Raw genomic sequence first — 22,580 nt, forward strand, 5'->3', positions numbered from 1 at the left:
GGCTAACCGGATGGTGCCTGAAATCGAAGATGTGGCGGATAAAGTGTATACCCGCGACCTATTTGGTAACGATTAATTCCCTTATTTTTTCTGATCTATCACTAGCCAGCTGTTATGCTGGCTAGCTCACAGTGGATACTTGCCATTCTTTAACTATAATCTGCAACAATCGCTAAGAAATGAATGTAGGTAATTGTTAGCATTGGTTGAAACAGATGGTACGGTGAAATGGCGAGCAATGAAAAATATAATAAAGTCACAAAAAAATGGGTATCAGGTTTATCAAAAAGAGAGTGATATAGATTATTGGCAAGTCATTGATGATTATATCCAAGGCAAAATTGTTGGTAAAAATCTCAATAGTGGCAATATGGAGCGCAGTGTCGCTCGTATTACGATTAATGGGAAAAACTACATCATTAAGTGTGAAAAAGAGCGCGATAGTCGTTTAGAAAAGCGAATTATGCGTATGGTGCATGGCCCTTATTTTTCCCGCCTACTTTATCGTTTAGTGCGTGCGCAAAATCAAGGTTGTACTATCACAAATGATATCTATTTTGTGGCCGAAAAGATGCGCTGCCGAGAATCCATTGAAACATGGATTATTGCCGAATATGTTGAGGGCACAGTACTTTCGGAGGTCAGCGATATCACGCCTTATTACCCCGAAATAGCAGCACTTATTAACCAACTCCATGCTTATGATTTAGCATCGAATGATATTCATGCAGGTAATCTGGTGCTCACCGATAATGGACTTAAAATTATCGATTTATCAGACTTTGGTCATCTCGCGATTTGCAAAGCGAATGACTTAATTGCATTAAAACGGTTTTATGGTATCGAACCTGATAAAAAGAATTTTATGTACCAATTTATCATGTTGCGAAATAACATTCGTCATTGGTCGCGTAAAATACGTGGTAAGAAAACGCGTTTATAAATGTCGCGATATACGCCATTAACGCTGATTTAGCGTGATGATAATGCGTCCAAAAATTCAGGCACAAAGCTACCCGTTCCACGACAGCGTTGCTTTGCAATTTCGCCTGCTTGTTTCATGATGGCACATGTATTCGCGATATTGACTAACCGATCTCCGGGTAATGCACAGCTTGCCGCAACAACGGCAGATAACCCACAACCGGTACCGACAACACGGGTCATTATTGGGTGGCCGCCAGAGATAGCCATCGTTCTTTGACCATCGGTAATATAGTCAATTTCTCCACTTATCACGACAATGGTTTGGGCTGCTTGGGCAAGAGATTGGGCGGCAGGTAGGGCATCATTCGTGGTGTTTAATGAATCGACACCTCGACCACCTTGGTTAAATCCTGCTAGCGCCATAATCTCAGACGCATTACCACGAACGGCAGTTGGCGATAAAGCCAGCAGTTCATGACAAAAGCGGGTGCGAAAGGTCAGTGCACCAGCCGCAACGGGATCTAACACCCATGGCTTTTCAGCTTTTTTAGCACTGTGTACCGCTAATGACATGGCATTTTGGCGGTTTGCGGTCAATGTGCCTACATTAATTAATAAACCATCAGCAATAGCAGCAAATTGCTCCGCTTCTTCGGGTTCAATCACCATAGCAGGGGAACAGCCGAGGGCTAATAAAATATTAGCAGTAAAGGTTTGTACAACGTCATTGGTCATACAATGGATCAGGGGTGAATGTTCAATAAATCGCTGCTTAGTTTTTGAAATTTGCTCTTCTGAAGTCGTTTCAAATTGCATCACTGTCTCCTATGTCACCTGATCTCGCCAGTCTTTGTTAACCTAAAATTAATCCGCCAAATAATTTTCTAATACCATTCCACCCGCACCTTGAGCGACGACTTCATAGGAGTCATTTGCTGGAAAAATACGGGTTTTAATATGTGGAAATGCAGCCATTTTCGCTTCTATCGACTTTTTCGTCATGGCAAAAAAATGGTTTTTAGGTGTCAATGTACCACCACATACCACAACATCCGGCTGTAATGTTAAAATAGCGTTTGCAATCGCAAGGCCATAATAATAGGCAGCTTCCTCTAGCACTTCTAAACATAATTTATCATCCATAGCGAGTGCTTGGAAAATAGTATGATAATTAATCTCCGATTCAGTGCTGACTAACTGATTAATGATTGAAGATTTTCCTAATCGAATTTGCTGAATAATGCGTGCTTTTATGGCCGATAAGGAACTGTATTGTTTTAAGCATCCATAAGAGCCACATTCACATCTTAGCCCTCGAATATCAATCGTCGTGTGACCAAAAGCTTGAGCGGTACTGATTGGCGCAGGGGCAAAGGTATTATTGATGATGGTACAGCTACGTATGTCCGTATCACAAGTTGTAAATAAAAAACGTTGGCTTTTTGAATGATACCTTAAACGGTATTCGGCAAGCGCGGCAAAGGTGATACCACTGCCCAGTGTCACAAAACAGGGCACTTTATTATCAATATAATTGAATAGGCTACTGATCTGCTCATCATATTTAGTAAAGTCGACCTTATCTCGTTCTAGAATATGATCAATGGCGATGCCAATACCCAGTATTTTTTCGATTGTTAATTGGTGCTCAGATAATAACTGTTCAACTTTGATCAATAGGTGATCCAGCATATTTTCTGCTGTCTCTAGCTGTTCATTTTTTATTTTCAGCATGCCTAAAATATCTAATTTTAGGTTAAGCAACATAATGGTTGAGTAGAGATCGCTCATCTCAATCCCAACAACATACCCATCATCCGAGTTGATACTATACAATATTGGCTTGCGTCCCCCCGTTGATTCCCCCAATTCCGATGTCGAAATTAATTGGCTTTTACTTAACTCATCAAGCAGTCTTGCACAAGTCGCGGGTTTCATACTCGCTAATGATGATAGCTCTTCTGCTCTTACTGGCCCATGATTCAGGATTAGCCTATACAGCATTTTGAGTTTACGAGTTTTTGAATTTTTCGAGGTGCGAAATTCATTCAATAGTGTAAGTAACAAGTCATCACCTTTTTCTTATCAAGACACGCCGCGTCCAAGATTAGCAGATCTGCTCAAAAAATCCTGCTGTTTAAATAAGATCATAGCGAGAATCTTTTTCTTAAAATGAGATTAAGATCGCTGATTGGTTTTTAAATTACTTTATCATCACCTCATTCACTCTTTTGGGCACGATTCGGAGATTTCCATGCATAACACCAATGATATTTTAGAAAGCTTGCGTTTTATTGAATCACGTACAGCGACAAAACCAACGATTGGTATCATTTTAGGGTCTGGTTTGGGGGCATTTGCCGATACATTAGAAAATGCAGTCCATATCCCGTATAGCGAGATCCCACATTTCGCTAAGTCCGAAGCGGTTGGCCATGCGAATGAATTGGTGATCGGTACTATCGCAGGTAAAAATGTGGTCGCAATGAAAGGCCGTTTTCATTATTACGAAGGTTTTTCTCTCGACCAAGTCACTTTTCCTGTGCGCCTGATGAAAGCATTAGGTGTCGAGAAATTGATCATTACCAATGCTTGCGGTGCCGTTAATACTGACTTTAACCCCGGTGATCTGATGGTTATCACTGACCATATCAACCTAACTGCTAATAACCCGCTGATAGGGCCAAATAACCCTGAATTAGGTGTTCGCTTTTTGGATGTGAGCGAAGTTTATAACAAAGAGTTGCGCCAAGTGATCCTTGATGTTGCCAAAGAACAAGGCGTTTCGCTGCGCCAAGGTGTCTATGCCTGGTGGACTGGCCCGACTTATGAAACACCAGCCGAAATTCGCATGATTAGAACGTTAGGGGCGGATGCCGTCGGTATGTCAACCGTACCGGAAGCACTGGTCGCTCACCATTCACAAATCAAAACAGTGGGTATTTCCTGCTTAACCAATATGGCGTGTGGCATTTTAGAGCAACCATTAAGCCATGATGAAGTGATTGAAACTGCCGAGAAAGTGAAGGCGACATTCTTGAAATTAGTCACTGGCGTGATCGCTCGCTTCTAACTTATTCTCAAAACAATATAAAGAATGCCATAGAACACCATGTAGGTAGGTATGAAATGAAATTAAAAGGGTTAGTTTTAGTTTCACTGGGCGCTTGCAGCTATGGCATTTTGTCAACATTGGTTGTATTGGCTTATCAGGCCGGATTTTCTTTGAATGATGTCATCGGTAGCCAAACCGTGCTAGGGGCGGTTTTGCTCTGGCTATTTGTTTTGATTGGCTCCGCTATTAGGCGAAAGTCACTCAGTTGGCCATCGAAGAAACAATCAATATTGATGTTATTGATGGGGACAACAACAGGATTAACTGGGCTATTGTATTACGCATCATTGCAGTATTTATCTCCTGCTTTAGGTGTTGTGCTATTTCTGCAATTTACTTGGATGGGGGTGGCGATAAATACGGCTGTAACTCGCCGAGCTCCTACAGCAATGACGCTGGTGTCAGTATTATTTATCTTAATTGGTACGACATTCGCTACGGGGTTGCTTAATACGATGCATATCCAATTCCATTGGTTAGGTGTTGCATTAGGTTTATGTGCTGCTTTGTCGAATGCGATACGTGTCTATGTGAGTGGTGCACTCGCGGTGAAAACCGATCCTATGATGCGTTCCGCAATTATGGTAACGGGGGGAGCGATACTCACTTCAGTCATTGTACCTCCTACCTTTTTATGCCATTTCTCAACATTTAACTCACTCTTTTTTTCTTATGGATTACCCTTAGCCTTTTTTGGCTCTTTTTTTGGTATGTGGATGTTTGCTAAAGGAACTCCACTTATCGGAACGAGCCTTGCGACAATTTTAAGCTCAATGCAATTACCTGTAACAATCTTGCTGTCTGTTACCGTCTTACATCTACCTCTCGAATTCATTCAGTTTGTAGGCGTTGCCATTATCTTATTCGGTGTCACTATTGCTGAAGTGAAAATAAAAACAAATAAACAAATGCTCTTGAATAAACTGAGGCGCAGTAAGGCGACACGTTAATCAACGTTTAAACTCATCGAACAATATGTCCCGTATGAGTTAGCCAATAATGCTGCCAACCTAAAGAATGACGAGTATAACTCCAAATGGAGACTTGTATGAATATTAAAACCCGCTTAAAAATTATGTTGTTTTTGCAATATTTTGTCTGGGGAAGCTGGTTAGTGACGCTCGGTGCCTATATGATGAAAACACTCAATTTCTCAGGTGCCGAAGTCGGAATGGTTTATAGTTCTAAAGGGATTGCTGCCATTTTGATGCCGGGCATTATCGGAATAATTGCAGATAAATATATTCCCGCGAATCGGTTATATATGATCTGCCATATTATTTGTGCAGGCTCCTTATTCTACGCTGCAACAGTTACTGACTCGACATTGATGTTCTGGATCATGCTAATTAATGCGATGGCATTTATGCCAACCATTGCTTTATCCAACTCAATTAGTTACTCCTCATTAAGCCAATACCAATTAGACTCTGTGGCTAATTTCCCATCAATCCGAGTGTTTGGTACGGTAGGTTTTATTATTGCTATGTGGAGCATTAGCTTATTAAAATTTGAATTAAGTAGCATGCAGCTCTATATCGCAGGAAGTTGTTCGTTATTGTTGGCACTATATTCTTTGACACTACCTCATATTGCCGTGAATAAAAAAGCTATCTCAAGTAGTTGGGTCAGTAAACTGGGCCTTGACGCTTTGGTGTTATTTAAAAAAACTATTATGGCTGTCTTCTTTTTATTTGCGATGTTATTAGGCGCTGTTTTACAAATAACCAATACGTTTGGCAGCCCATTCCTACATGATTTTGCTCGTGACCCGCTATTTCAAGATAGTTTAATCGTACAGTATCCATCTATTTTACTGTCTATCTCACAAATGGCAGAAGTTGGTTTTATTTTAGCCATTCCATTTTTCTTGAAGCGTTATGGCATTAAAACTGTCATGTTATTAAGTATGTTCGCTTGGACATTAAGATTTGGTTTCTTTGCTTTTGGTGACCCTTCTGCAATAGGTTTAATGTTCTTGATCTTATCCATGATTGTTTATGGATGTGCTTTTGATTTCTTCAATATTTCGGGTTCTATTTTTATTGAAAAGGAAGTTGATAATCGAATGAGAGCAAGCGCTCAGGGGCTATTTATGACAATGGTCAATGGTGTCGGCGCTTATTTTGGGGCGATATTAAGTGGTCTCGTCGTTGACTACTTTAGCGTCGATGGCGTAAAAGATTGGCATACCATTTGGCTTGTTTTTGCCTCTTATACTGTTGTTCTTGCTGTTATTTTCTACTTCACGTTCCACTACCATCATGATAGGAAAGGTGAACTTGCAGCAGCAAAAGGGTAATGTATTTTATTCGATAGGAGATAAACTGCCCCCTACAATTGGAGGGCAGTTTGCATAATCATTAATGTTCAGCTTGAGAACCCCAAATTGCTTTTGAAACTGGGATTGTCGTAAATTCCTTAATGATTTGATTATAGGTTTCTTCAGGTTTCAGTGACTTAAATTGTTCGGGATAGATGAATTTCGCTAGATACTCCATACCGACAATATTGTAAGGGTGGTTATAAAAATTATGGTAAACGCCATATAGGCGGTTATTTTTTACTGCACTGATTTGGTTAAAACCAACACGTTTTTTGAGCCGTTCAAAACCACGTTGATTTTCGTCTTCAGTTACGCCATAACCAAAGGGTGCTGCAATATTATTTTTATTGACCCAACGAGAGCCTGTAACAATATAGACATCAGGCTTAGTGGCAATCACTTGTTCTAAAGAGACAGTACCAGAAGCGCCAGGCAAGAATTGGCTACCAATATTATCTGCACCAATTGCCTGTACTAACCCACCCCAACCTGCGTTGTTATGGGTGAAGCAGCAGCTATCGCTACCATTTGCGCCCGCTTTGGCTTCAATAAAAACACGTGGTTTATTTTCAATTTTTGCAGTCGTTTTCTGGATATCAGACAAGCGTGTGTTGTAGAAATCAGTATATGCTTTGGCCTCTTTTTCCTTATTGAGCACTAATCCAAGTATATCGACGCTAGCTGGCGTATTTTTGACGGGCTGTAAGAAAGTATCAATATATAGGACAGGAATATTGGCATCTTTTAAGCGGCTGACAACACCTGAACCTTCTAAGGCTGGCTTTGCACGCAGTTGCGCAATTAATACATCCGGTTTTTGCGCAATAACCACTTCTGTATTGACCTCACCTTTATCATTAAACCCCATGTCTGGGATTTTCTGCATATCCTCTTGCCATTTTTTCTCCAGTAACGTTACTGTTTGTGGATCAGATTTTTTAAGGTTGTTGTTCCATGCAACAACACGACTAAATGGATCGTCCCTATCAAGCAAAGCAAGGGTTAAAATATCTCGGCCATCCTGTAGCACAACACGTTTAGGCTCTTGCTTTAACGTGATTTTTTGACCGTCCATATCGGTGATTGTGATTGGATAAGTCGTTGCTAATGCTGAAAATGAGAGTGATGTGATAAATGTTATTGAGAGCAGGTGATTAACTATCTTCATATTTAGACCCCTTTGAGCAAGATTAGATAATAACAATTATCATTATCATATGTAAAATATCCGGAACAATAACCTATAATCTTTTTCTATTTATTGATGAGTTAATGTTTTTTTTGATTTAATTCATCAGGTTATAATCTTAATCATTTGAATAAGTTTTCGGGTGGCGTTAAGAAAGAGAGGAGAAAAATGTACCTCGATTAGCGGAGAAGTACGCTGTAAGCGACTGATGATAGGATGATATTTGCAGTTGAATAAGGTGGGTGTTGAAGTTATCCCTGCATTTTTCGGCGTGTAGTACCTTCTTTTAGCCTTATAGCAAAAGTAAGTATAGTTTACTGATATGCATTAGTTTCAATAGATTGTATGGATTACGTTAATACTATCAAGGCCAGCGAATACAGTGTATCGGCTGGCTTGGTAATATGTTTTAAAATACTATTCGATATTCTGAATCTGCTCTCTCATTTGTTCTATCAAGACCTTTAACTCAACTGCAGAGTTAGTCACTTCACTATTGATAGACTTTGACGCTAATGTATTGGATTCACGGTTAAATTCTTGCATCATAAAATCTAAACGTCGGCCATTTGCATCTTTCTTTTTAAGAATATTGCGGGTCTCTTTAACATGAGCTTCAAGCCTATCAAGCTCTTCAGCGACATCGATACGTTGGGCGAGCAAAATCAGCTCTTGCTCTAAACGATTACTATCGACTTGAATATCAGCCTCTTCTAACTTCGCCTGTAAACGGTCACGTTGCCATTGTAAAATTTCAGGCATATGCTGACGAACTTTGGCTACTTCCACTAAAACACCATCAAGGCGCTGCTCAATAAGAGCGTGTAACGCAGCACCTTCAGCTTCTCGACTTTGAATGAAAGCATCTAAGGTCTCATCAAGGCCAGCTAATAGCTGCTCACTGATAGCATCTAAATCTTGCTCCTCAGCGGACATAACGCCTGGCCAGCGCAGAATTTCAAGTGGGTTAATTTCACCTTCGTGGCTGTAGTTTTTCACCCAGTTAGCCGCACTAATAATTTGGCGAGCTAGATCCTCATTAAGGATAAGCTCTCCACGTTTTGCACCATCTAATTCAAAACGTAAGTTACACTCGACTTTACCGCGAGTAAGGCGTGCACGGATCCGCTCGCGGATCACCGGTTCAAGGCTTCGAAATTGTTCAGGTAGGCGGATATATGTTTCTAGGTAACGTTGGTTTACGGAACGCAGCTCCCAGGCCGCACTCCCCCATTCACCCTTGATGTCACGGCGGGCAAAAGCGGTCATACTACGGATCATAATTCGTTCCTATCAAAATGAATACTAGAAGGATTATAGCGCTATGCGCGATGTCAGGATAGGCATTATCGGTTTAAGGACGTATAATGCGCGGCAATTAAGTTGAAAATGGAGATAACACCATGCGTCCAGAAGGCAGAATGGCAGACCAAATGCGTCCGATTAAAATATCACGCAACTATACTAAGCATGCGGAAGGCTCTGTTCTTATTGAGTTCGGCGACACTAAGGTGTTATGTAATGCAACAGTAGAGGAAGGTGTACCTCGTTTCCTAAAAGGGCAAGGTCAAGGTTGGGTTACCGCTGAGTATAGCATGTTACCTCGCGCAACCAACTCACGAAATCAACGTGAAGCAGCCAAAGGGAAGCAAACAGGCCGTACAATGGAAATCCAACGCCTGATAGCACGCTCTCTACGTGCTGCGGTTGACCTTAAAAAATTAGGTGAGTACACCATTACCTTAGATTGCGACGTAATACAAGCCGATGGCGGAACACGTACCGCTGCAATTTCAGGTGCTTGCGTTGCGTTGGTTGATGCCCTCAATAAAATGGTTGAACAGGGTAAACTTGCACAAAGCCCACTAAAATCTATGGTTGCAGCAGTTTCTGTCGGAATCGTTGATGGTGAAGCATTGTGCGATCTTGAATATGTCGAAGATTCCGCAGCAGAAACCGATATGAATGTTGTGATGATGGACGATGGTCGCATGATCGAAGTTCAGGGAACAGCAGAAGGTGAGCCGTTTAGCCATGATGAGCTTTTATCATTATTAGCGCTAGCAAAAACGGGGCTAGGATCGATTTTTGAAGCTCAACGAGAAGCGTTGAAATAAAGTTATTTTTAATAGGCGGCTGAAATAGTCGCCTTTTTTATGTTCGGCGATTTGGTAAATATCGCCAGAGATATGCAACCTAATATATAGATGTTAACGATTGAGGAGATTGACCCATGAAAGCCTATCAGCGCGAATTTATAGAACTTGCCATGAAAAAACAGGTACTAAAATTTGGTGAGTTTACGCTGAAATCAGGCCGTAAAAGCCCTTATTTTTTTAATGCGGGTTTATTTAATACGGGGCGTGATTTGGCATTAGTTGGTCGTTTCTATGCCCAAGCGCTTAAGGAAAGTGCGATTGAGTGTGATGTGCTGTTTGGGCCTGCTTATAAAGGCATACCGATTGCCACAACCACGGCTGTCGCCCTTGCTGAGCATCATGATGTGGATATGCCATATTGCTTTAATCGTAAGGAAGCAAAAGATCATGGTGAGGGAGGCACTCTGGTTGGGAGTCCATTACAGGGGCGTGTTGTTGTGGTCGATGATGTGATTACGGCAGGTACTGCTATCCGTGAGTCGATGGAAATTATTAAGCAACACAATGCAACGCTAAATGGTGTTCTGCTCTGCCTTGACCGTCAAGAGAAAGGGAAAGGTGAGATCTCTGCTGTACAGGAAGTTGAGCGTGATTATCACTGTAAAGTGTATTCCATTATCACCATGAGCGACTTGATCGCTTATCTGGCTGAACGTGAGGATATGCAGCAACACCTTATTGCGATGAAAGCTTATCGCCAGCAATATGGTATTTAATGTATTACACGTTGTTGGCTTTAAATTGAGCCGGAAATTAAGGGTGACTTGCCATAGTTACCCTATCAGTTTGCATAAAAGATGCCGAAGTAGCAGGCCTCTCTCTACAAGCAGTACTTTAGCTTTCAGTGAGTGTTAACTCAGGGAAATAACCTACTAAAAGAAAAAAGCCCTCGCCCAAAGAGTGGGCGGGGTGAGTAGTAGTTTAATCTGTTATTGTAACTGAGCTAAAATTAAAGGCCAGCGAGATTCAAATTCTACCGTTGGGCGATAGCGAAATTCTGAACGGACAAAACGCGATAGCATCCCTTCACAAAAAGCAAGTAATTGCGTTGCCAATAGGGATTCATCATGGATAAAGCCTTGACCGTCACGTATTTTTTTCTCTTTTAATACCTGCCGTAGCTGTGACTCAATCCGTTCAAAGAGCTGATTGATACGCCCTTGTAGCCTATCTTGCTCAAACATGAGCGCATGGCCTGTCATAATACGGGTTAGGCCAGGGTTTTTTTCTGAAAAACCTAAAATAAGCGCTAAAATCAATTTAATACGAGTTAACGTATCTTTTTCATCATTCAGGATAAGATTAATACGCGATACTAAAGAGTCCTCAATAAACTCAATTAAACTATCGAACATTTTGGTTTTACTTGGAAAATGTCGATAGAGTGCGGCTTCTGATACACCAACATTTGCCGCTAGTTTTGCGGTTGTAATTCGTTGACTACCATCACTACTTTCTAACATCAGCGCAAGTGATTGTAAAATCTCTTCGCGCCTGTTGCGTTTTTTTGTTATCGCTTTTTCTGCCATGTCTGATAAGACCCCTGCTAAAACAGCAAAACAAACTATCTAAAATTTTGCCCTGAGTAAATAGCCATCAAAGGGCAAAAAGAAGATAAAATAGGACGGTTTGTATGAGAGCTTATTAATTCCAAAGGTCTATTCTTGTTATCTATGGTTAGATGCACGCTCGTAACACTTCGTGTTAAATGAAGATATAACTATTCCTTGTTGTTGGAACGCTTTAAATCCTCTGAACACGTTAGCGTATCAGCCCTCAATACGGTAAGACTTGAGGTTTTTTGTTAGAGATATCAAACAAACGTAGCACAACACATTCAACTCATCATTATTGTTAGCATTATTAAGACCCGTTGCATCAACGGATCTTTTGTCGTGATAAACAAGTGAGGGTTGAATAACAATACCTCTGGTAACAGAGCCCTTTTACTATAACGACACCGCCTATTTTCCGGTTAATTTACTGATAATTTTATTTTTATTCCGCCACTTAACATAGCGTTGATATTACCAGTAAAGCTTTGAATTAGGATTATGCAGATTTATTGACGACCGGAATGACCGAAACCACCGGCTCCACGCTCTGTAGCATCAAAGTCATCGACGATATTAAATTCTGCTTGAACAACGGGTACAAAGACCATTTGAGCCATGCGCTCACCTGGTTCTATTGTAAAGGTCTGGTTGCCTCTATTCCAAACAGACACCATCAGTTGGCCTTGATAGTCAGAGTCAATTAAGCCTACTAAATTACCGAGTACCACGCCGTGCTTATGACCGAGGCCTGAACGAGGGAGGATCACCGCTGCAAGTTGCTCATCAGCAATATGGATAGCGAGGCCAGTAGGAATTAGTTCAGTCTGACCGGGTGCCAAATCAATTGGCGCGTCAAGGCAGGCACGTAGATCTAACCCTGCGGAGCCAGATGTCGCATAAGTTGGTAACGGAAATTCATTACCAATACGGGGATCAAGAATTTTTAGATCAATTTTTTTCATAACGTTGAAGTATCTCGTCTAATAAACGGTGGCTTAATTCAAGTTTACTACTGTGTGGTAAACGGACATCACCAAAGGCATCGAAAAGATGTAACGCATTATTATCACTGTTAAAACCATTATCAGCGAGAGAAACATCATTCGCGCAAATTAGATCCAACTGTTTTTGTTGGCGCTTTTGGCGTGCGTATTCTTCCACATTTTGGGTTTCGGCTGCAAACCCAACCACATAAGGGCGATTTTGCGTTAACTGACCAACACTCGCAACAATATCTGGGTTTTTAACTAATGTAATGGCAACTTCATCACCTTGCTTTTTGATTTTATTTTCTGCGATGGTTTTTGCACGATAATCAGCAACGGCAGCACAACCAATAAAGATATCCTGTTGTGCAATAGTGTGGTGGACTTGCTCATACATATCAAGAGCGCTGATAACATCAACCCGTGTGACTCCGGAGGGCGTTGCTAAATTCACTGGGCCAGCGATTAAAGTGACTTGTGCCCCGCGTTGGCTTGCCGCTTCGGCGATTGCAAAACCCATTTTCCCAGAACTGTGATTACTGATAAAACGGACGGGATCTAAGTCTTCACGAGTAGGCCCAGCAGTAATCATGATTTTTACACCTTGTAAGTTTGTTCGAGAGCGGAAATGCTCGCAGGTTAGGCGTACTATCTCGAGTGGGTCTATCATTCGACCCGGCCCAACGTCGCCACAGGCTTGGCTACCATTATCTGGACCCCAGATAATATATTGACGTTGTTTCAGTTTAATTAAATTTTCTTGTGTTGCGGTTGCCCGATACATTTGTTGGTTCATGGCAGGTACAACAGCAATGGGGGCTGCCGAAGCTAAACAAATTGTCGTGAGTAGGTCATTAGCCATACCTGAAGTGACCCGAGCAATTAAATCTGCGGTAGCCGGCGCTAATATGATGATATCTGCCCATTTGGCCAATTCAATATGGCCCATTGCGGCCTCAGCAGCGGGATCAAGTAAATCATCAGAGACAGGATGACCGGAAACCGCTTGTAGCGTCAAAGGGGTTATAAAGGCTTTTGCACCATGGGTCATAACAACACGAACTATTGCACCTTCATCACGTAACCGACGGGTTAGTTCAGGAATTTTATACGCGGCAATACCACCACTAATGCCGAGAACTATTTTTTTACCTAATAGCTGTGTCATGGTTCTATCCATCTAATTATCGTGAAGAGCATCTTATCATATCAGAAATATCGTTGAGAGCACTGTATATATCATCACCCTTTTATTTTTACGAAGCGCTACGCAAATTCACCAGTTATGCGTTGTTGTGCCTATCGTCTGCATATAAAAGTGGGAGCGCAAAAGGAGAAATAGGGGGGTGATGATGGAATATGAAGAGAACTTACAGCCAAGGGAAAAACTGTTAGCTTATGGTGCGGTAGCACTGACTGACGTAGAGCTATTAGCGATTTTTTTACGAACAGGTAGGCAAGGGGAATCAGTAATTGAACTTGCGGAACGTTTGCTCAAAGAGTTCGGTTCTTTATACCTTCTTTTACAAGCGGATTACTCAAAGCTGTCGAAATGCAAGGGAATTGGTGTGTGTAAGTTCTCTCAACTTCAGGCAATTAGTGAGCTGGCACGCCGGTTTTTTGCTGAACAATTTTTATATGAAGATGTGATATCAGACCCAAACCTATTAAAAATGAGGCTAGTCGAGCTATTTTCTGGTCAAGAAAGAGAGGTTTTCACCGTCTTATTTTTGAACAATCAACATCAAATTATTAGCTACGAAGAGTTATTTAGGGGAACGATCAATCGGGTAGAGGTGCATCCTCGAGAAATCATTCGTTTTGCAATGAAAATGAATGCCAGTGCGATTATATTGGCACATAACCATCCTTCAGGTAACCCAGAGCCGAGTGACGCTGATAGGCAAGTGACGTTTCGTATTAAGGAGGCTTGTACTTTAATGGGGATTAAATTACTTGACCATTTTGTTGTTGGGCATAAAAATTGTGTTTCGTTTCTTGAACGAGGGTGGTTGTAAAAGCATTTTTTTGACTAAAAAATGACAACTTTTGCCGCATTGGGCTTGAGTGAGAACGATTGAAAGCGTATACTACGCCACCTTTGAGGATCTTGGGTTTGGCGAGAAGAGCCTATCTCAGTAAATTTTTTTACTAAGATGATAACATTCTTTTCAGTCAATAAAGTTTGCTGAGATGGGCTCCTAAGCCTGACGAGGCGGCCATACCCAGAACAAAAAAGCTCGAGCTGATTAGATTTTTGGAGAATAGACATGTCACGAGTCTGCCAAGTTACTGGCAAGCGTCCAATGAGCGGTAACAACCGTTCACACGCATTAAACGCGACCAAGCGTCGTTTTTTGCCAAACCTGCACTCTCACCGTTTCTGGGTTGAGTCTGAGAAACGTTTCGTAACACTGCGTGTATCTGCTAAAGGCATGCGTATTATCGATAAAAAGGGTATTGATGCTGTTCTTGCTGAACTGCGTGCCCGCGGTGAGAAGTACTAAGGAGCTAAAAAATGGCTAAAGGTATTCGCGAGAAAATCAAGCTGGTTTCTTCTGAAGGTACTGGTCACTTCTATACCACTACGAAGAACAAGCGTACTATGCCAGAAAAACTGGAAATGAAAAAATTCGATCCAGTTGTTCGTAAGCATGTAATCTACAAAGAAGCAAAAATTAAATAATTTTTGTTTTCTTATAAAAAACCCAGCTTTGGCTGGGTTTTTTTATTTTAAAAATCAAAAAACTATGACGATAGGCATTCAAAGCTATATCGATTATTACTAAAGTAGTAACATGTTTATTATTGATTGAATTAATAGTGTTAGTTTTTGTCAAAGAACTATGTCATTTTACGTATAGATATAATTAAGAGTGTCTGGTGAAAAAACAGTTTAAAAAAATTCTTGTTATCAAGATGCGGTTTCATGGGGATATGTTACTGACGACGCCCGTCATCAGTACATTAAAACAAAACTATCCTGATGCCGAGATTGACGTGTTACTTTATCAAGATACGATCCCTATTTTGTCTGAAAATAGGGAAATTCATGCCTTATATGGTATGAAAGGTAAAAAGGCTAATGGTCTAAGTAAAGCATGTAATTTTATTCGTTTATTATTCAAACTACGCCGTAATAAGTATGATTTAGTTGTGAATCTAGCCGACCAATGGATGGTGTCTCTTCTGGTGCGTTCTATCCCTGCCCAAATGAAAATCTCCCATAAATTTGGTCATCGAGATTCCAAATATTGGCTAAATAGCTTTACACACTTGACCGAGCCTCATGGTGAACACGTTGTTATGAATAATCTTTCTGTGCTTGAACCGTTAAAAATAACGAATCTAAAAACCAATTTAACGATGTCATACACAGAAGAAGATTGGAAAAATATCGATCAAAAGTTATTAGAGCTAGGTGTACACAGCAGTTATGTGGTGATCCAGCCAACCGCACGGCAGATATTTAAATGTTGGGATGATGAAAAATTTGCACAAGTCATTGATGCATTACAATCTCGTGGGTATCAGGTTGTTTTGACTTCAGGGCCAAGTAAAGAAGACCTAAACTGTATTGAGACGATTGCTTCTCATTGCCAAACCAAGCCTATTACTGAATTGGCAGGTAAAACGACGTTTCCTGAGCTTGGTGCCTTAATTGCGCATGCCGCGTTATTTATCGGGGTTGATTCAGCACCGATGCATATTGCAGCGGCTGTAAATACACCAATAGTGTGTTTGTTTGGCGCAACGAATAATGTATTTTGGCGTCCGTGGAGTGATAATGTTGTGCAGTTTTGGGCGGGTGATTATGAGGCGATGCCACCAAGAGAAAAGCTCGATAGAACTAAAAAATATCTTTCTATCATTCCCGCATCTGATGTTATTGAGGCAACAGAAAAAATGCTGCCTATGAATATTCGTTCAATAATGACAAGGCTCTGAGATGATTTTGGCATTTTGTCTGTACAAGTATTTTCCATTCGGTGGTTTGCAGCGTGATTTTTTGCGTATTGCATTAGCATGTCAGGCAAGAGGACAGCAGATCCGCGTCTATACTCAATCATGGGATGGCGATAAACCTGCAGGGTTTGAAATTATCATTGTGCCTGTGACTTCTAAAACCAACCATGGACGTAATGCGCAGTATTGTGAGTGGGTTCAGGCACATATTAAACAACATCCTGTAGCTCGTGTGGTTGGCTTTAATAAGATGCCGGGCTTAGATGTTTACTATGCAGCGGATGTTTGTTACGCAGAAAAAGTCGCCAATGAAAAAGGTTTTTTCTACAAATTGACGCCTCGCTATAAACATTATGCCCGGTTTGAAAAAGCGGTGTTTCAGACAGGGAAGCCGACTAAGCTATTAATGTTAACACCTCATCAAATTGCACATTTTAAAAAACACTATGCTACAGAAGCGTCGCGTTTTTATATGCTGCCGCCGGGGATTGCGCAAGATAGAAAATACGATAAACAAATCCCCAATGCGCGGCAAATTTATCGAGAGAAAAATCAGATACCTCAGTCAGCGTATTTGTTGTTGCAGGTCGGTTCCGACTTTAAGCGTAAAGGGGTCGATAGAACCTTAAGAGCGATGGCTGCATTGCCTGAGGAGATTAAGAAAAATACGTTATTAATGGTAGTTGGGCAGGATAAGCCTGAAAAATATCAGCGTCTAGCAAATACACTGGGTATAGGTAAACAAGTCTCCTTTTTTAGTGGGCGTAATGATGTTGCTGAGCTAATGGCAGCGGCTGATATCTTAATGCATCCAGCATACCAAGAAGCGGCGGGTATTGTGTTGCTGGAAGCTATAACAGCAGGTTTACCCATTATTGTTACGGAAGTTTGTGGTTATGCTTCATTTATTGCTGATGCTCAATGCGGTATTGTGATCCGTGAACCATTTGAGCAAAAAACGTTAGATTCTGCGCTTTCAGAAAGCCTGCAAAATAAACAACAATTAAAAAATTGGGCAGAAAAGGCGCGGCATTTTGCGGATACAGAGGACTTATATAGTTTACCTGAAAAAGCGGCTGATATTATTTTAGGACATCTAGATGATTGAACTTAAAACACCTTTTAGTGAGCTATGGAAAAATAAAGATCCTTTTGTTGAAACTGAGCAGTTAGAAGGTGAGGTTTTTCGTCAGCTAGAAAGTCGCAAAACATTGCGCTTTGAGCTTGGTGGTGAGAGCTATTTTATCAAAATCCATTATGGTACAAGCTTAAAAGAGGTGTTAAAAAACCTGTTTTCATTAAGGCTACCAGTATTGGGGGCTGATAGGGAGTGGAACGCAATTCATCGGCTAACAAAAGCGGGTGTGGATACGATGGATGGCCGTGCATTTGGGCAAAAGGGTGTGAATCCGCTACGCCGCCATTCCTTTATTATTACGAAAGATTTAACGCCAACGGTGAGTTTGGAAGATTACTGTGCAAATTGGCCAAGCCTAGCGCCTGATTTTAGAGTTAAACAATTGATTATTCGCCGTGTTGCTCAAATGGTACGTAAAATGCACGCCGTTGGTATTAATCACCGCGACTGTTATATTTGCCATTTTTTACTACACTTGCCTTTCTCAGGTGAAGAGCAGGATTTGAAAATCTCGGTGATAGATTTACATCGAGCGCAACTTAGAAAGAAGGTTCCAACTCGTTGGCGTGATAAAGATCTTATTGGGTTATACTTTTCTTCATTAAATATCGGCCTAACAAGCAGAGATATTTTCCGTTTTATGAAGGTTTACTTTGATTTGCCTTTACGAGAAATTTTAAAAGAAGAACAAGCTTTGGTACTCAAGGCAGGAAGCAAGGCAAAAAAAATCCAAGAGCGTACAATTAGAAAGTCATTGTAACATTCTCCGAAAAAGAGAGTAAAAAGAATATGTTTTTTGATAAACAAAATGCAGTAACTAAACAGATAAATCTATCTTCTTCTGGTGAGGAACACCCTAGTACTAGCTTACATATCTCTTATGGTATAGACCGTAACTTCTTGTATGGATGTGGGATCTCTATTGCATCGATATTAAAAAATAATTCGGATATGCATTTTGTCTTCCATATTTTTACTGATTATTTTGACGATGAATGGAAAGGTTTATTTAAACAACTCGCAAGCCAGTATAATACTAGTATTATCATTTACCTAGTTGACTGTGAGCAACTAAAGTCATTACCAAGTACTAAAAATTGGTCATACGCAACCTATTTTCGATTTATTATCGCAGATTATTTTTCAAATCAATTAGAACGTATGATTTACATGGATGCAGATATTATATGTCAGGGTTCATTAAATGAATTGTTAGATATTAAGTTTAGCGATGATCAAGTTGCTGCTGTTGTACCTGAAAGAGATGCTGTTTGGTGGCAGAAAAGAGCTGATGCTTTAGGGGTTCCTAATATTTCCACTGGGTATTTTAACGCAGGATTTTTACTAATCAATCTGATAAACTGGTCTCGACTAGATATTTCGGCTAAAGCGATGGAATTATTATCTCAAGAAGAGATAAAAGCAAAAATATCCTATCTAGATCAGGATATTCTTAATATATTACTAACAGGCAAAGTTATTTATCTTGATGGAAAGTATAATACACAATATAGCCTAAACTATGAGCTGCAAAAAGATAAAAAAGAGAACCCAATAACAGATAATACGATATTAATTCATTATATTGGTCCGACTAAACCATGGCATGAGTGGGCGAACTATGCGACTGCACAGCCATTTATTGAGGCCAAAAAATCTTCACCATGGAAGGATATTCCATTGCTAAAAGCAAAAAGTAGCAACCATTTGCGTTATAGTGCTAAGCATATGTTTAACCAGGGTAAATTATTTTCTGGAATCAAAAATAGCATTCAATACTTTTGGGCTAAATTAAATAAATAATTAATTATTGGGTAAATTATGTCTTTTTTAGAAAGAAATCAAAATACTCTTTCGAAGTATAATAAAGCTTTAATTTTTATGTTTGTTGTGCTTTTCTTTGTGGACAATGTTACTAGGTATAAACACATACTATTCTACCTAATGATAGCTACATGTTTGGTATATTTATCATTAGACACAAGAAAGGTGCTAAAAAGATTAAATAATAAACTTTTATACTTAGTCGTGTTGTTTTCATTGGTTTTTTATATTTCAATAAGTTACTCAAGCATGCCTAATGCATCAATGAGAGCGATTAATAATAACTTCTTGAATTATGGGATACTTAGCCTATCTCTTTTATTACCGATTCTTCTCTACAAAGAAAATATAAAAACGATTTCAAATTTACTATTGACTAGTTTTTCTGCATCATTAGTGGTTGTTTTACTTATTGAACTATATCGGTACTATGAGGCTTATCAGAATGGTATTTTACCATTTACAACCTATAACTTTAGGAGTGTTTCAGATGCCTTGGTTTTTTACTTTCCTATAATTCCGATCCTTTGGTATCTATTGCCTAAATCTAAGCTAATTTATTTTTATATACTAAGTGTTGTATTTTTATTTGTTTTGTTAGGGACTCTTTCCCGAGGTGGGTGGGTTGCTGTGGCTATGGCAGGTTTATTATTTTTATGTTTTAAACGTCCATGGAAATTGATTGGCTCGATACTATGTATCTCGTTAATTTCATTGATCTCATTAAAATCAATCTACCCAGATATGACTAAAACTCTATTTTATAAGCTTGAACAAACTGATAGTACTCATCGATATAAAAATGGTACACAGGGAACAGCACTTGAGTTAATTTTAGAGAATCCAATTATTGGATATGGATTTGGTGATAAAATATACATTGATAAATATAATAGTGTTGTACCAGAAAAGCCTGATTGGGTATTTAAGAAGTCATTGGGGCCTCATAATATCTGGCTATATGTCTGGTTTGGTGTAGGTATCTCAGGGCTGATTGCTTTTAGTGCGGTTTTTTTGTCGATGTGTTTTTCCTTATTCAAGGAAATCAAAAGTACAGTCAATGAATCAAAAAGCTATTTTGCATTTATAGCGTTATTAATGAGCCTCATTAGCTTTTATCTGGTTCGAGGGATGTTTGAGCAAGTGGACCTAAAACCATTAGGTGTTCTTTTAGGTTTTTTAATTGCTATGATGGGGCACAGTTCAGCAAAGAATAAGAGAAAGCACTATGAATAACCTCATAACAAATAAATATGTGCTCGGCGAAGTGGGTAAAACTGATAATACCTTGTTATCATGCTTAGATGTTATTTATGGTTCTGATGAAAACTATCAGTTTGGAGCTGGGGTTTCAGCGGTGTCTTTACTCATAAATAATCCAACCACATTTTTTAGATTCCATTATTTTCTAGATAAAGTTAGCTCTGATTTTCTAGAGAAACTTAAAGTTATTGCAAGTCAGTTTCAAGTGGAATTTCATGTTTATGAATTAGATAACAAATTACTGAAAACACTTCCCGCTTCTGATGTTTGGTCATCAGCGATGTACTTTCGGTTAGTTGCCTTGGATTATCTGTCGAGTGATTATGATTTTGCTCTCTATTTAGACGCGGATGTTATGTGTAATGGTATCTTAGATTTAACGACTAATTTAATCAAAGACAAAGTCTGTGGTGTCGTTGCTGATGATATCGGTGTAAGAACGAAAAGTGAAACAAGGCTTCATGCGCCTTCACTAGCAAAGACTTACTTCAATTCTGGTGTCATGTTTGTCAACTTAAAAAAATGGCATGAAAAGCAGATTACCCAACAATGTTTTGAGTTGTTATCAGCAGAAAATGCTAAGCAACGATATAAATATCCTGATCAAGATGTGTTAAACCTTATTTTAAGAGAAGACTTAGAACTACTTAGCCAAAGATTTAATACTGTTTATACACTAAAAAATGAATTATATGACTCAACTCACCAAAAATATCAACAGATTATTACACCTGAAACAGTCCTAATTCATTACACAGGTGTGAGTAAACCTTGGCACACATGGGCAAATTATCCCGCTTCCCAACCTTTTTATAAGGCTTTGATGCAATCGCCTTGGACAACGAATGACTTAAAACCTGCAACTAAATTTGTTGAAAGAAAAAAAGAGTATAAACACTTATTAAAACAAGGTAACTATTTAGCAGGTATCTTGTCTGGTATTCGGTATTCGTTTGAAAAACTCATGGGTAAAAGAAAATCATACTATGATTAATAAAATTGTCTTAACAGTTTCTCCAATATTTTCTATACCACCGAAAAGCGCGGCTGCTATTGAGTCGTGGATGTATAATGTTGCGAAGAGATTAGATATCGAAAACCGTATTGTTTGTATACAAAATGAAGGGTATTCGAGTCATTCTATTGTGAATAAAAATTGTGAAATTGAACGCATCAAATTTGGAAAGGTGTACACAAGGTTATTTAAAAAATGGACAAGACTGGATCCTTATTCTTATGCAGATAGGATTGTTAAAATTAAACATAAATTTGCTCCAATTCCTAATGAAAGCGTTATTTTTGTGCATAATCATATTAAGTCTTTCAAGAAAATAATAAAAAAAGAAGGGCATAGCAATGTTGTATTGCATATGCATAACTTTTTTGAACCTAAAGACGTACCAGAAGACATCAAAATTATTGTACCAAGCCGTTTTATGAAGGATTGGTTCCGTGAGCGATTGCCAAAAGCATATATTGAAGTGGTTCGTAATGGATTTGATGGTGAAATTTATGCTCAACCACCGGAAATCAATCGTGAAGATTTTGGACTGACACAAGAAGATAAAGTTATTTTATTTGCAGGTAGAATAGCTAGAGACAAGGGAGTGCTTGAGTTAATGCAGGCTTGTCAGGTTTTCTTCAAAGAAGATAAACGCTATAAGCTAGTGATTGTCGGTGACCCAAACGCGGCATTGAAAGGTGAATTAGCACAATATCAGGATGAGGTCAAAAACTACGCAAAAAACTTGGGTGAGCAGTGTATTTTCTTAGGTGGAGTGCACCCTGATAAAATTAGACACTATTATTCATTTGCAGATGTAATTGCAGTACCTTCTATAGCACCAGAACCATTTTGTATGGTAGCACTTGAGGCTATGGCTTCGGGTCGACCAGTTATTGCATCTCAACGTGGTGCAATGGTTGAATTTATTGCACATAACGAGACAGGGTTTATTTTCAGAGAACCACTTTCTCCTTTGAGTATGGCTGAAGATATTACTGATGCATTAAATAACCCAAAAAGTCAAGAAATAGCATGCCATGCGAAAAAATATGCTTATGATAATTTTACTTGGGAAATTGTTAAAGATGAGCTTCTTAGTGTGATCAAAAAATGGTATCCATAAGT

General features: G+C 39.5%; 23 protein-coding genes. 16 read left to right on the forward strand and 7 right to left on the reverse strand.

Translation table 11 applies throughout. The features are described 5' to 3' along the window. Window positions 1-238: 238 nt before the first annotated feature. Window positions 239-943 (forward strand): lipopolysaccharide core heptose(II) kinase RfaY, encoded by a 705-nt coding sequence (locus PR675_RS16990; protein ID WP_230085198.1) that lies wholly within the window; start codon window positions 239-241, stop codon window positions 941-943. A 29-nt stretch (window positions 944-972) separates the two neighbouring features. Here the strand turns inward: PR675_RS16990 and thiM are convergent, their stop codons facing one another. Together thiM and PR675_RS17000 are read right to left on the reverse strand one after the other, a co-directional pair. Continuing rightward, complete coding sequence (thiM, locus tag PR675_RS16995) at window positions 973-1,743, reverse strand: hydroxyethylthiazole kinase (protein WP_061064533.1); 771 nt, start codon at window positions 1,741-1,743, stop codon at window positions 973-975. Window positions 1,744-1,791: 48 nt separating this feature from the next. Further along, window positions 1,792-2,994 (reverse strand): ROK family protein, encoded by a 1,203-nt coding sequence (locus PR675_RS17000; protein WP_061064532.1) that lies wholly within the window; start codon window positions 2,992-2,994, stop codon window positions 1,792-1,794. Between the two features lie 187 nt (window positions 2,995-3,181). On the opposite strand from PR675_RS17000, the gene PR675_RS17005 reads away from it, so the two are divergent. From PR675_RS17005 to PR675_RS17015, 3 genes are all read left to right on the forward strand, one after another. Continuing rightward, a complete protein-coding gene (locus PR675_RS17005; protein WP_061064531.1) occupies window positions 3,182-4,000 on the forward strand; it encodes a purine-nucleoside phosphorylase in 819 nt (272 codons plus the stop codon). 56 nt (window positions 4,001-4,056) lie between these two features. After that, window positions 4,057-4,992 (forward strand): EamA family transporter, encoded by a 936-nt coding sequence (locus PR675_RS17010; protein WP_061064530.1) that lies wholly within the window; start codon window positions 4,057-4,059, stop codon window positions 4,990-4,992. Window positions 4,993-5,090: 98 nt separating this feature from the next. After that, window positions 5,091-6,344 (forward strand): nucleoside permease, encoded by a 1,254-nt coding sequence (locus PR675_RS17015; RefSeq protein ID WP_061064529.1) that lies wholly within the window; start codon window positions 5,091-5,093, stop codon window positions 6,342-6,344. A gap of 61 nt (window positions 6,345-6,405) precedes the next feature. On the opposite strand, the gene PR675_RS17020 is transcribed toward PR675_RS17015, so the two are convergent. Further along, the gene (locus PR675_RS17020; protein WP_014657190.1) at window positions 6,406-7,536 is read right to left on the reverse strand and encodes an ABC transporter substrate-binding protein; all 1,131 of its coding nucleotides are present in this window, start codon (window positions 7,534-7,536) and stop codon (window positions 6,406-6,408) included. A 438-nt stretch (window positions 7,537-7,974) separates the two neighbouring features. Continuing rightward, window positions 7,975-8,838: a YicC/YloC family endoribonuclease gene (locus PR675_RS17025; protein ID WP_014657191.1), complete on the reverse strand. Its 864-nt coding sequence runs from the start codon at window positions 8,836-8,838 to the stop codon at window positions 7,975-7,977. Window positions 8,839-8,960: 122 nt separating this feature from the next. On the opposite strand from PR675_RS17025, the gene rph reads away from it, so the two are divergent. Both rph and pyrE read left to right on the forward strand, forming a co-directional pair. Further along, window positions 8,961-9,674, forward strand: a complete 714-nt coding sequence (rph, locus tag PR675_RS17030) for a ribonuclease PH (RefSeq protein WP_061064528.1) — start codon at window positions 8,961-8,963, stop codon at window positions 9,672-9,674. A gap of 116 nt (window positions 9,675-9,790) precedes the next feature. Further along, window positions 9,791-10,432: an orotate phosphoribosyltransferase gene (gene pyrE / locus PR675_RS17035; RefSeq protein ID WP_004924221.1), complete on the forward strand. Its 642-nt coding sequence runs from the start codon at window positions 9,791-9,793 to the stop codon at window positions 10,430-10,432. 213 nt (window positions 10,433-10,645) lie between these two features. Here pyrE and slmA read toward each other — a convergent pair whose 3' ends face one another. The 3 genes from slmA to coaBC form a co-directional block, all read right to left on the reverse strand. Beyond that, complete coding sequence (gene slmA / locus PR675_RS17040; protein WP_004924223.1) at window positions 10,646-11,245, reverse strand: nucleoid occlusion factor SlmA; 600 nt, start codon at window positions 11,243-11,245, stop codon at window positions 10,646-10,648. Window positions 11,246-11,778: 533 nt separating this feature from the next. Then, on the reverse strand, window positions 11,779-12,234 hold the full coding sequence (gene dut, locus PR675_RS17045) for a dUTP diphosphatase (RefSeq protein ID WP_004924226.1): 456 nt from the start codon (window positions 12,232-12,234) through the stop codon (window positions 11,779-11,781). Next, window positions 12,221-13,426, reverse strand: coding sequence for a bifunctional phosphopantothenoylcysteine decarboxylase/phosphopantothenate--cysteine ligase CoaBC (gene coaBC, locus PR675_RS17050; protein ID WP_154625711.1), 1,206 nt, complete (start codon window positions 13,424-13,426; stop codon window positions 12,221-12,223). Before coaBC ends, dut begins: the two co-directional genes overlap by 14 nt. 181 nt (window positions 13,427-13,607) lie before the next feature. Between coaBC and radC the strand changes: the two genes are divergently transcribed. From radC to PR675_RS17100, 10 genes are all read left to right on the forward strand, one after another. Further along, on the forward strand, window positions 13,608-14,276 hold the full coding sequence (radC, locus tag PR675_RS17055; protein ID WP_004924233.1) for a RadC family protein: 669 nt from the start codon (window positions 13,608-13,610) through the stop codon (window positions 14,274-14,276). Window positions 14,277-14,528: 252 nt separating this feature from the next. After that, complete coding sequence (rpmB, locus tag PR675_RS17060; RefSeq protein WP_004924239.1) at window positions 14,529-14,765, forward strand: 50S ribosomal protein L28; 237 nt, start codon at window positions 14,529-14,531, stop codon at window positions 14,763-14,765. Window positions 14,766-14,776: 11 nt separating this feature from the next. Continuing rightward, a complete protein-coding gene (gene rpmG, locus PR675_RS17065; protein WP_004924244.1) occupies window positions 14,777-14,944 on the forward strand; it encodes a 50S ribosomal protein L33 in 168 nt (55 codons plus the stop codon). A 197-nt stretch (window positions 14,945-15,141) separates the two neighbouring features. Beyond that, window positions 15,142-16,206 (forward strand): lipopolysaccharide core heptosyltransferase RfaQ, encoded by a 1,065-nt coding sequence (rfaQ, locus tag PR675_RS17070; RefSeq protein ID WP_004924247.1) that lies wholly within the window; start codon window positions 15,142-15,144, stop codon window positions 16,204-16,206. 1 nt (window position 16,207) lies between these two features. Further along, a complete protein-coding gene (locus tag PR675_RS17075; RefSeq protein WP_040132603.1) occupies window positions 16,208-17,332 on the forward strand; it encodes a glycosyltransferase family 4 protein in 1,125 nt (374 codons plus the stop codon). Beyond that, window positions 17,325-18,122 (forward strand): lipopolysaccharide core heptose(I) kinase RfaP, encoded by a 798-nt coding sequence (gene rfaP / locus PR675_RS17080; RefSeq protein ID WP_004924252.1) that lies wholly within the window; start codon window positions 17,325-17,327, stop codon window positions 18,120-18,122. Before PR675_RS17075 ends, rfaP begins: the two co-directional genes overlap by 8 nt. A gap of 29 nt (window positions 18,123-18,151) precedes the next feature. Then, a complete protein-coding gene (gene waaO / locus PR675_RS17085) occupies window positions 18,152-19,165 on the forward strand; it encodes a lipopolysaccharide 3-alpha-galactosyltransferase (RefSeq protein ID WP_213537467.1) in 1,014 nt (337 codons plus the stop codon). 18 nt (window positions 19,166-19,183) lie between these two features. Then, window positions 19,184-20,422 carry an O-antigen ligase RfaL gene (gene rfaL, locus PR675_RS17090; RefSeq protein WP_272582817.1) on the forward strand — a complete coding sequence of 413 codons (1,239 nt, stop codon included), beginning with the start codon at window positions 19,184-19,186 and terminating at the stop codon, window positions 20,420-20,422. Continuing rightward, a complete protein-coding gene (locus PR675_RS17095; protein WP_213537828.1) occupies window positions 20,415-21,443 on the forward strand; it encodes a glycosyltransferase family 8 protein in 1,029 nt (342 codons plus the stop codon). The genes rfaL and PR675_RS17095 overlap by 8 nt, the downstream gene beginning before the upstream one ends. Beyond that, a complete protein-coding gene (locus PR675_RS17100) occupies window positions 21,436-22,578 on the forward strand; it encodes a glycosyltransferase (protein ID WP_213537826.1) in 1,143 nt (380 codons plus the stop codon). The genes PR675_RS17095 and PR675_RS17100 overlap by 8 nt, the downstream gene beginning before the upstream one ends. Window positions 22,579-22,580: the final 2 nt, after the last annotated feature.

Origin of the sequence: Providencia sp. PROV261 (assembly GCF_028477945.1) — a bacterium.
GTDB classification, from domain to species: domain Bacteria; phylum Pseudomonadota; class Gammaproteobacteria; order Enterobacterales; family Enterobacteriaceae; genus Providencia; species Providencia stuartii.

Coding starts and splice junctions, on each gene's coding strand:
- coaBC (WP_154625711.1), bottom strand. CDS start 13,426: ATGACACAGCTATTAGGTAAAAAAATAGTTCTCGGCATTAGTGGTGGT.
- PR675_RS17075 (WP_040132603.1), top strand. CDS start 16,208: ATGATTTTGGCATTTTGTCTGTACAAGTATTTTCCATTCGGTGGTTTG.
- rfaP (WP_004924252.1), top strand. CDS start 17,325: ATGATTGAACTTAAAACACCTTTTAGTGAGCTATGGAAAAATAAAGAT.
- PR675_RS17020 (WP_014657190.1), bottom strand. CDS start 7,536: ATGAAGATAGTTAATCACCTGCTCTCAATAACATTTATCACATCACTC.
- PR675_RS17005 (WP_061064531.1), top strand. CDS start 3,182: ATGCATAACACCAATGATATTTTAGAAAGCTTGCGTTTTATTGAATCA.
- dut (WP_004924226.1), bottom strand. CDS start 12,234: ATGAAAAAAATTGATCTAAAAATTCTTGATCCCCGTATTGGTAATGAA.
- PR675_RS17100 (WP_213537826.1), top strand. CDS start 21,436: ATGATTAATAAAATTGTCTTAACAGTTTCTCCAATATTTTCTATACCA.
- PR675_RS17015 (WP_061064529.1), top strand. CDS start 5,091: ATGAATATTAAAACCCGCTTAAAAATTATGTTGTTTTTGCAATATTTT.
- PR675_RS17095 (WP_213537828.1), top strand. CDS start 20,415: ATGAATAACCTCATAACAAATAAATATGTGCTCGGCGAAGTGGGTAAA.
- thiM (WP_061064533.1), bottom strand. CDS start 1,743: ATGCAATTTGAAACGACTTCAGAAGAGCAAATTTCAAAAACTAAGCAG.
- PR675_RS17025 (WP_014657191.1), bottom strand. CDS start 8,838: ATGATCCGTAGTATGACCGCTTTTGCCCGCCGTGACATCAAGGGTGAA.
- radC (WP_004924233.1), top strand. CDS start 13,608: ATGATGGAATATGAAGAGAACTTACAGCCAAGGGAAAAACTGTTAGCT.
- rfaL (WP_272582817.1), top strand. CDS start 19,184: ATGTCTTTTTTAGAAAGAAATCAAAATACTCTTTCGAAGTATAATAAA.
- slmA (WP_004924223.1), bottom strand. CDS start 11,245: ATGGCAGAAAAAGCGATAACAAAAAAACGCAACAGGCGCGAAGAGATT.
- waaO (WP_213537467.1), top strand. CDS start 18,152: ATGTTTTTTGATAAACAAAATGCAGTAACTAAACAGATAAATCTATCT.
- rph (WP_061064528.1), top strand. CDS start 8,961: ATGCGTCCAGAAGGCAGAATGGCAGACCAAATGCGTCCGATTAAAATA.
- rpmB (WP_004924239.1), top strand. CDS start 14,529: ATGTCACGAGTCTGCCAAGTTACTGGCAAGCGTCCAATGAGCGGTAAC.
- rpmG (WP_004924244.1), top strand. CDS start 14,777: ATGGCTAAAGGTATTCGCGAGAAAATCAAGCTGGTTTCTTCTGAAGGT.
- PR675_RS17010 (WP_061064530.1), top strand. CDS start 4,057: ATGAAATTAAAAGGGTTAGTTTTAGTTTCACTGGGCGCTTGCAGCTAT.
- PR675_RS16990 (WP_230085198.1), top strand. CDS start 239: ATGAAAAATATAATAAAGTCACAAAAAAATGGGTATCAGGTTTATCAA.
- pyrE (WP_004924221.1), top strand. CDS start 9,791: ATGAAAGCCTATCAGCGCGAATTTATAGAACTTGCCATGAAAAAACAG.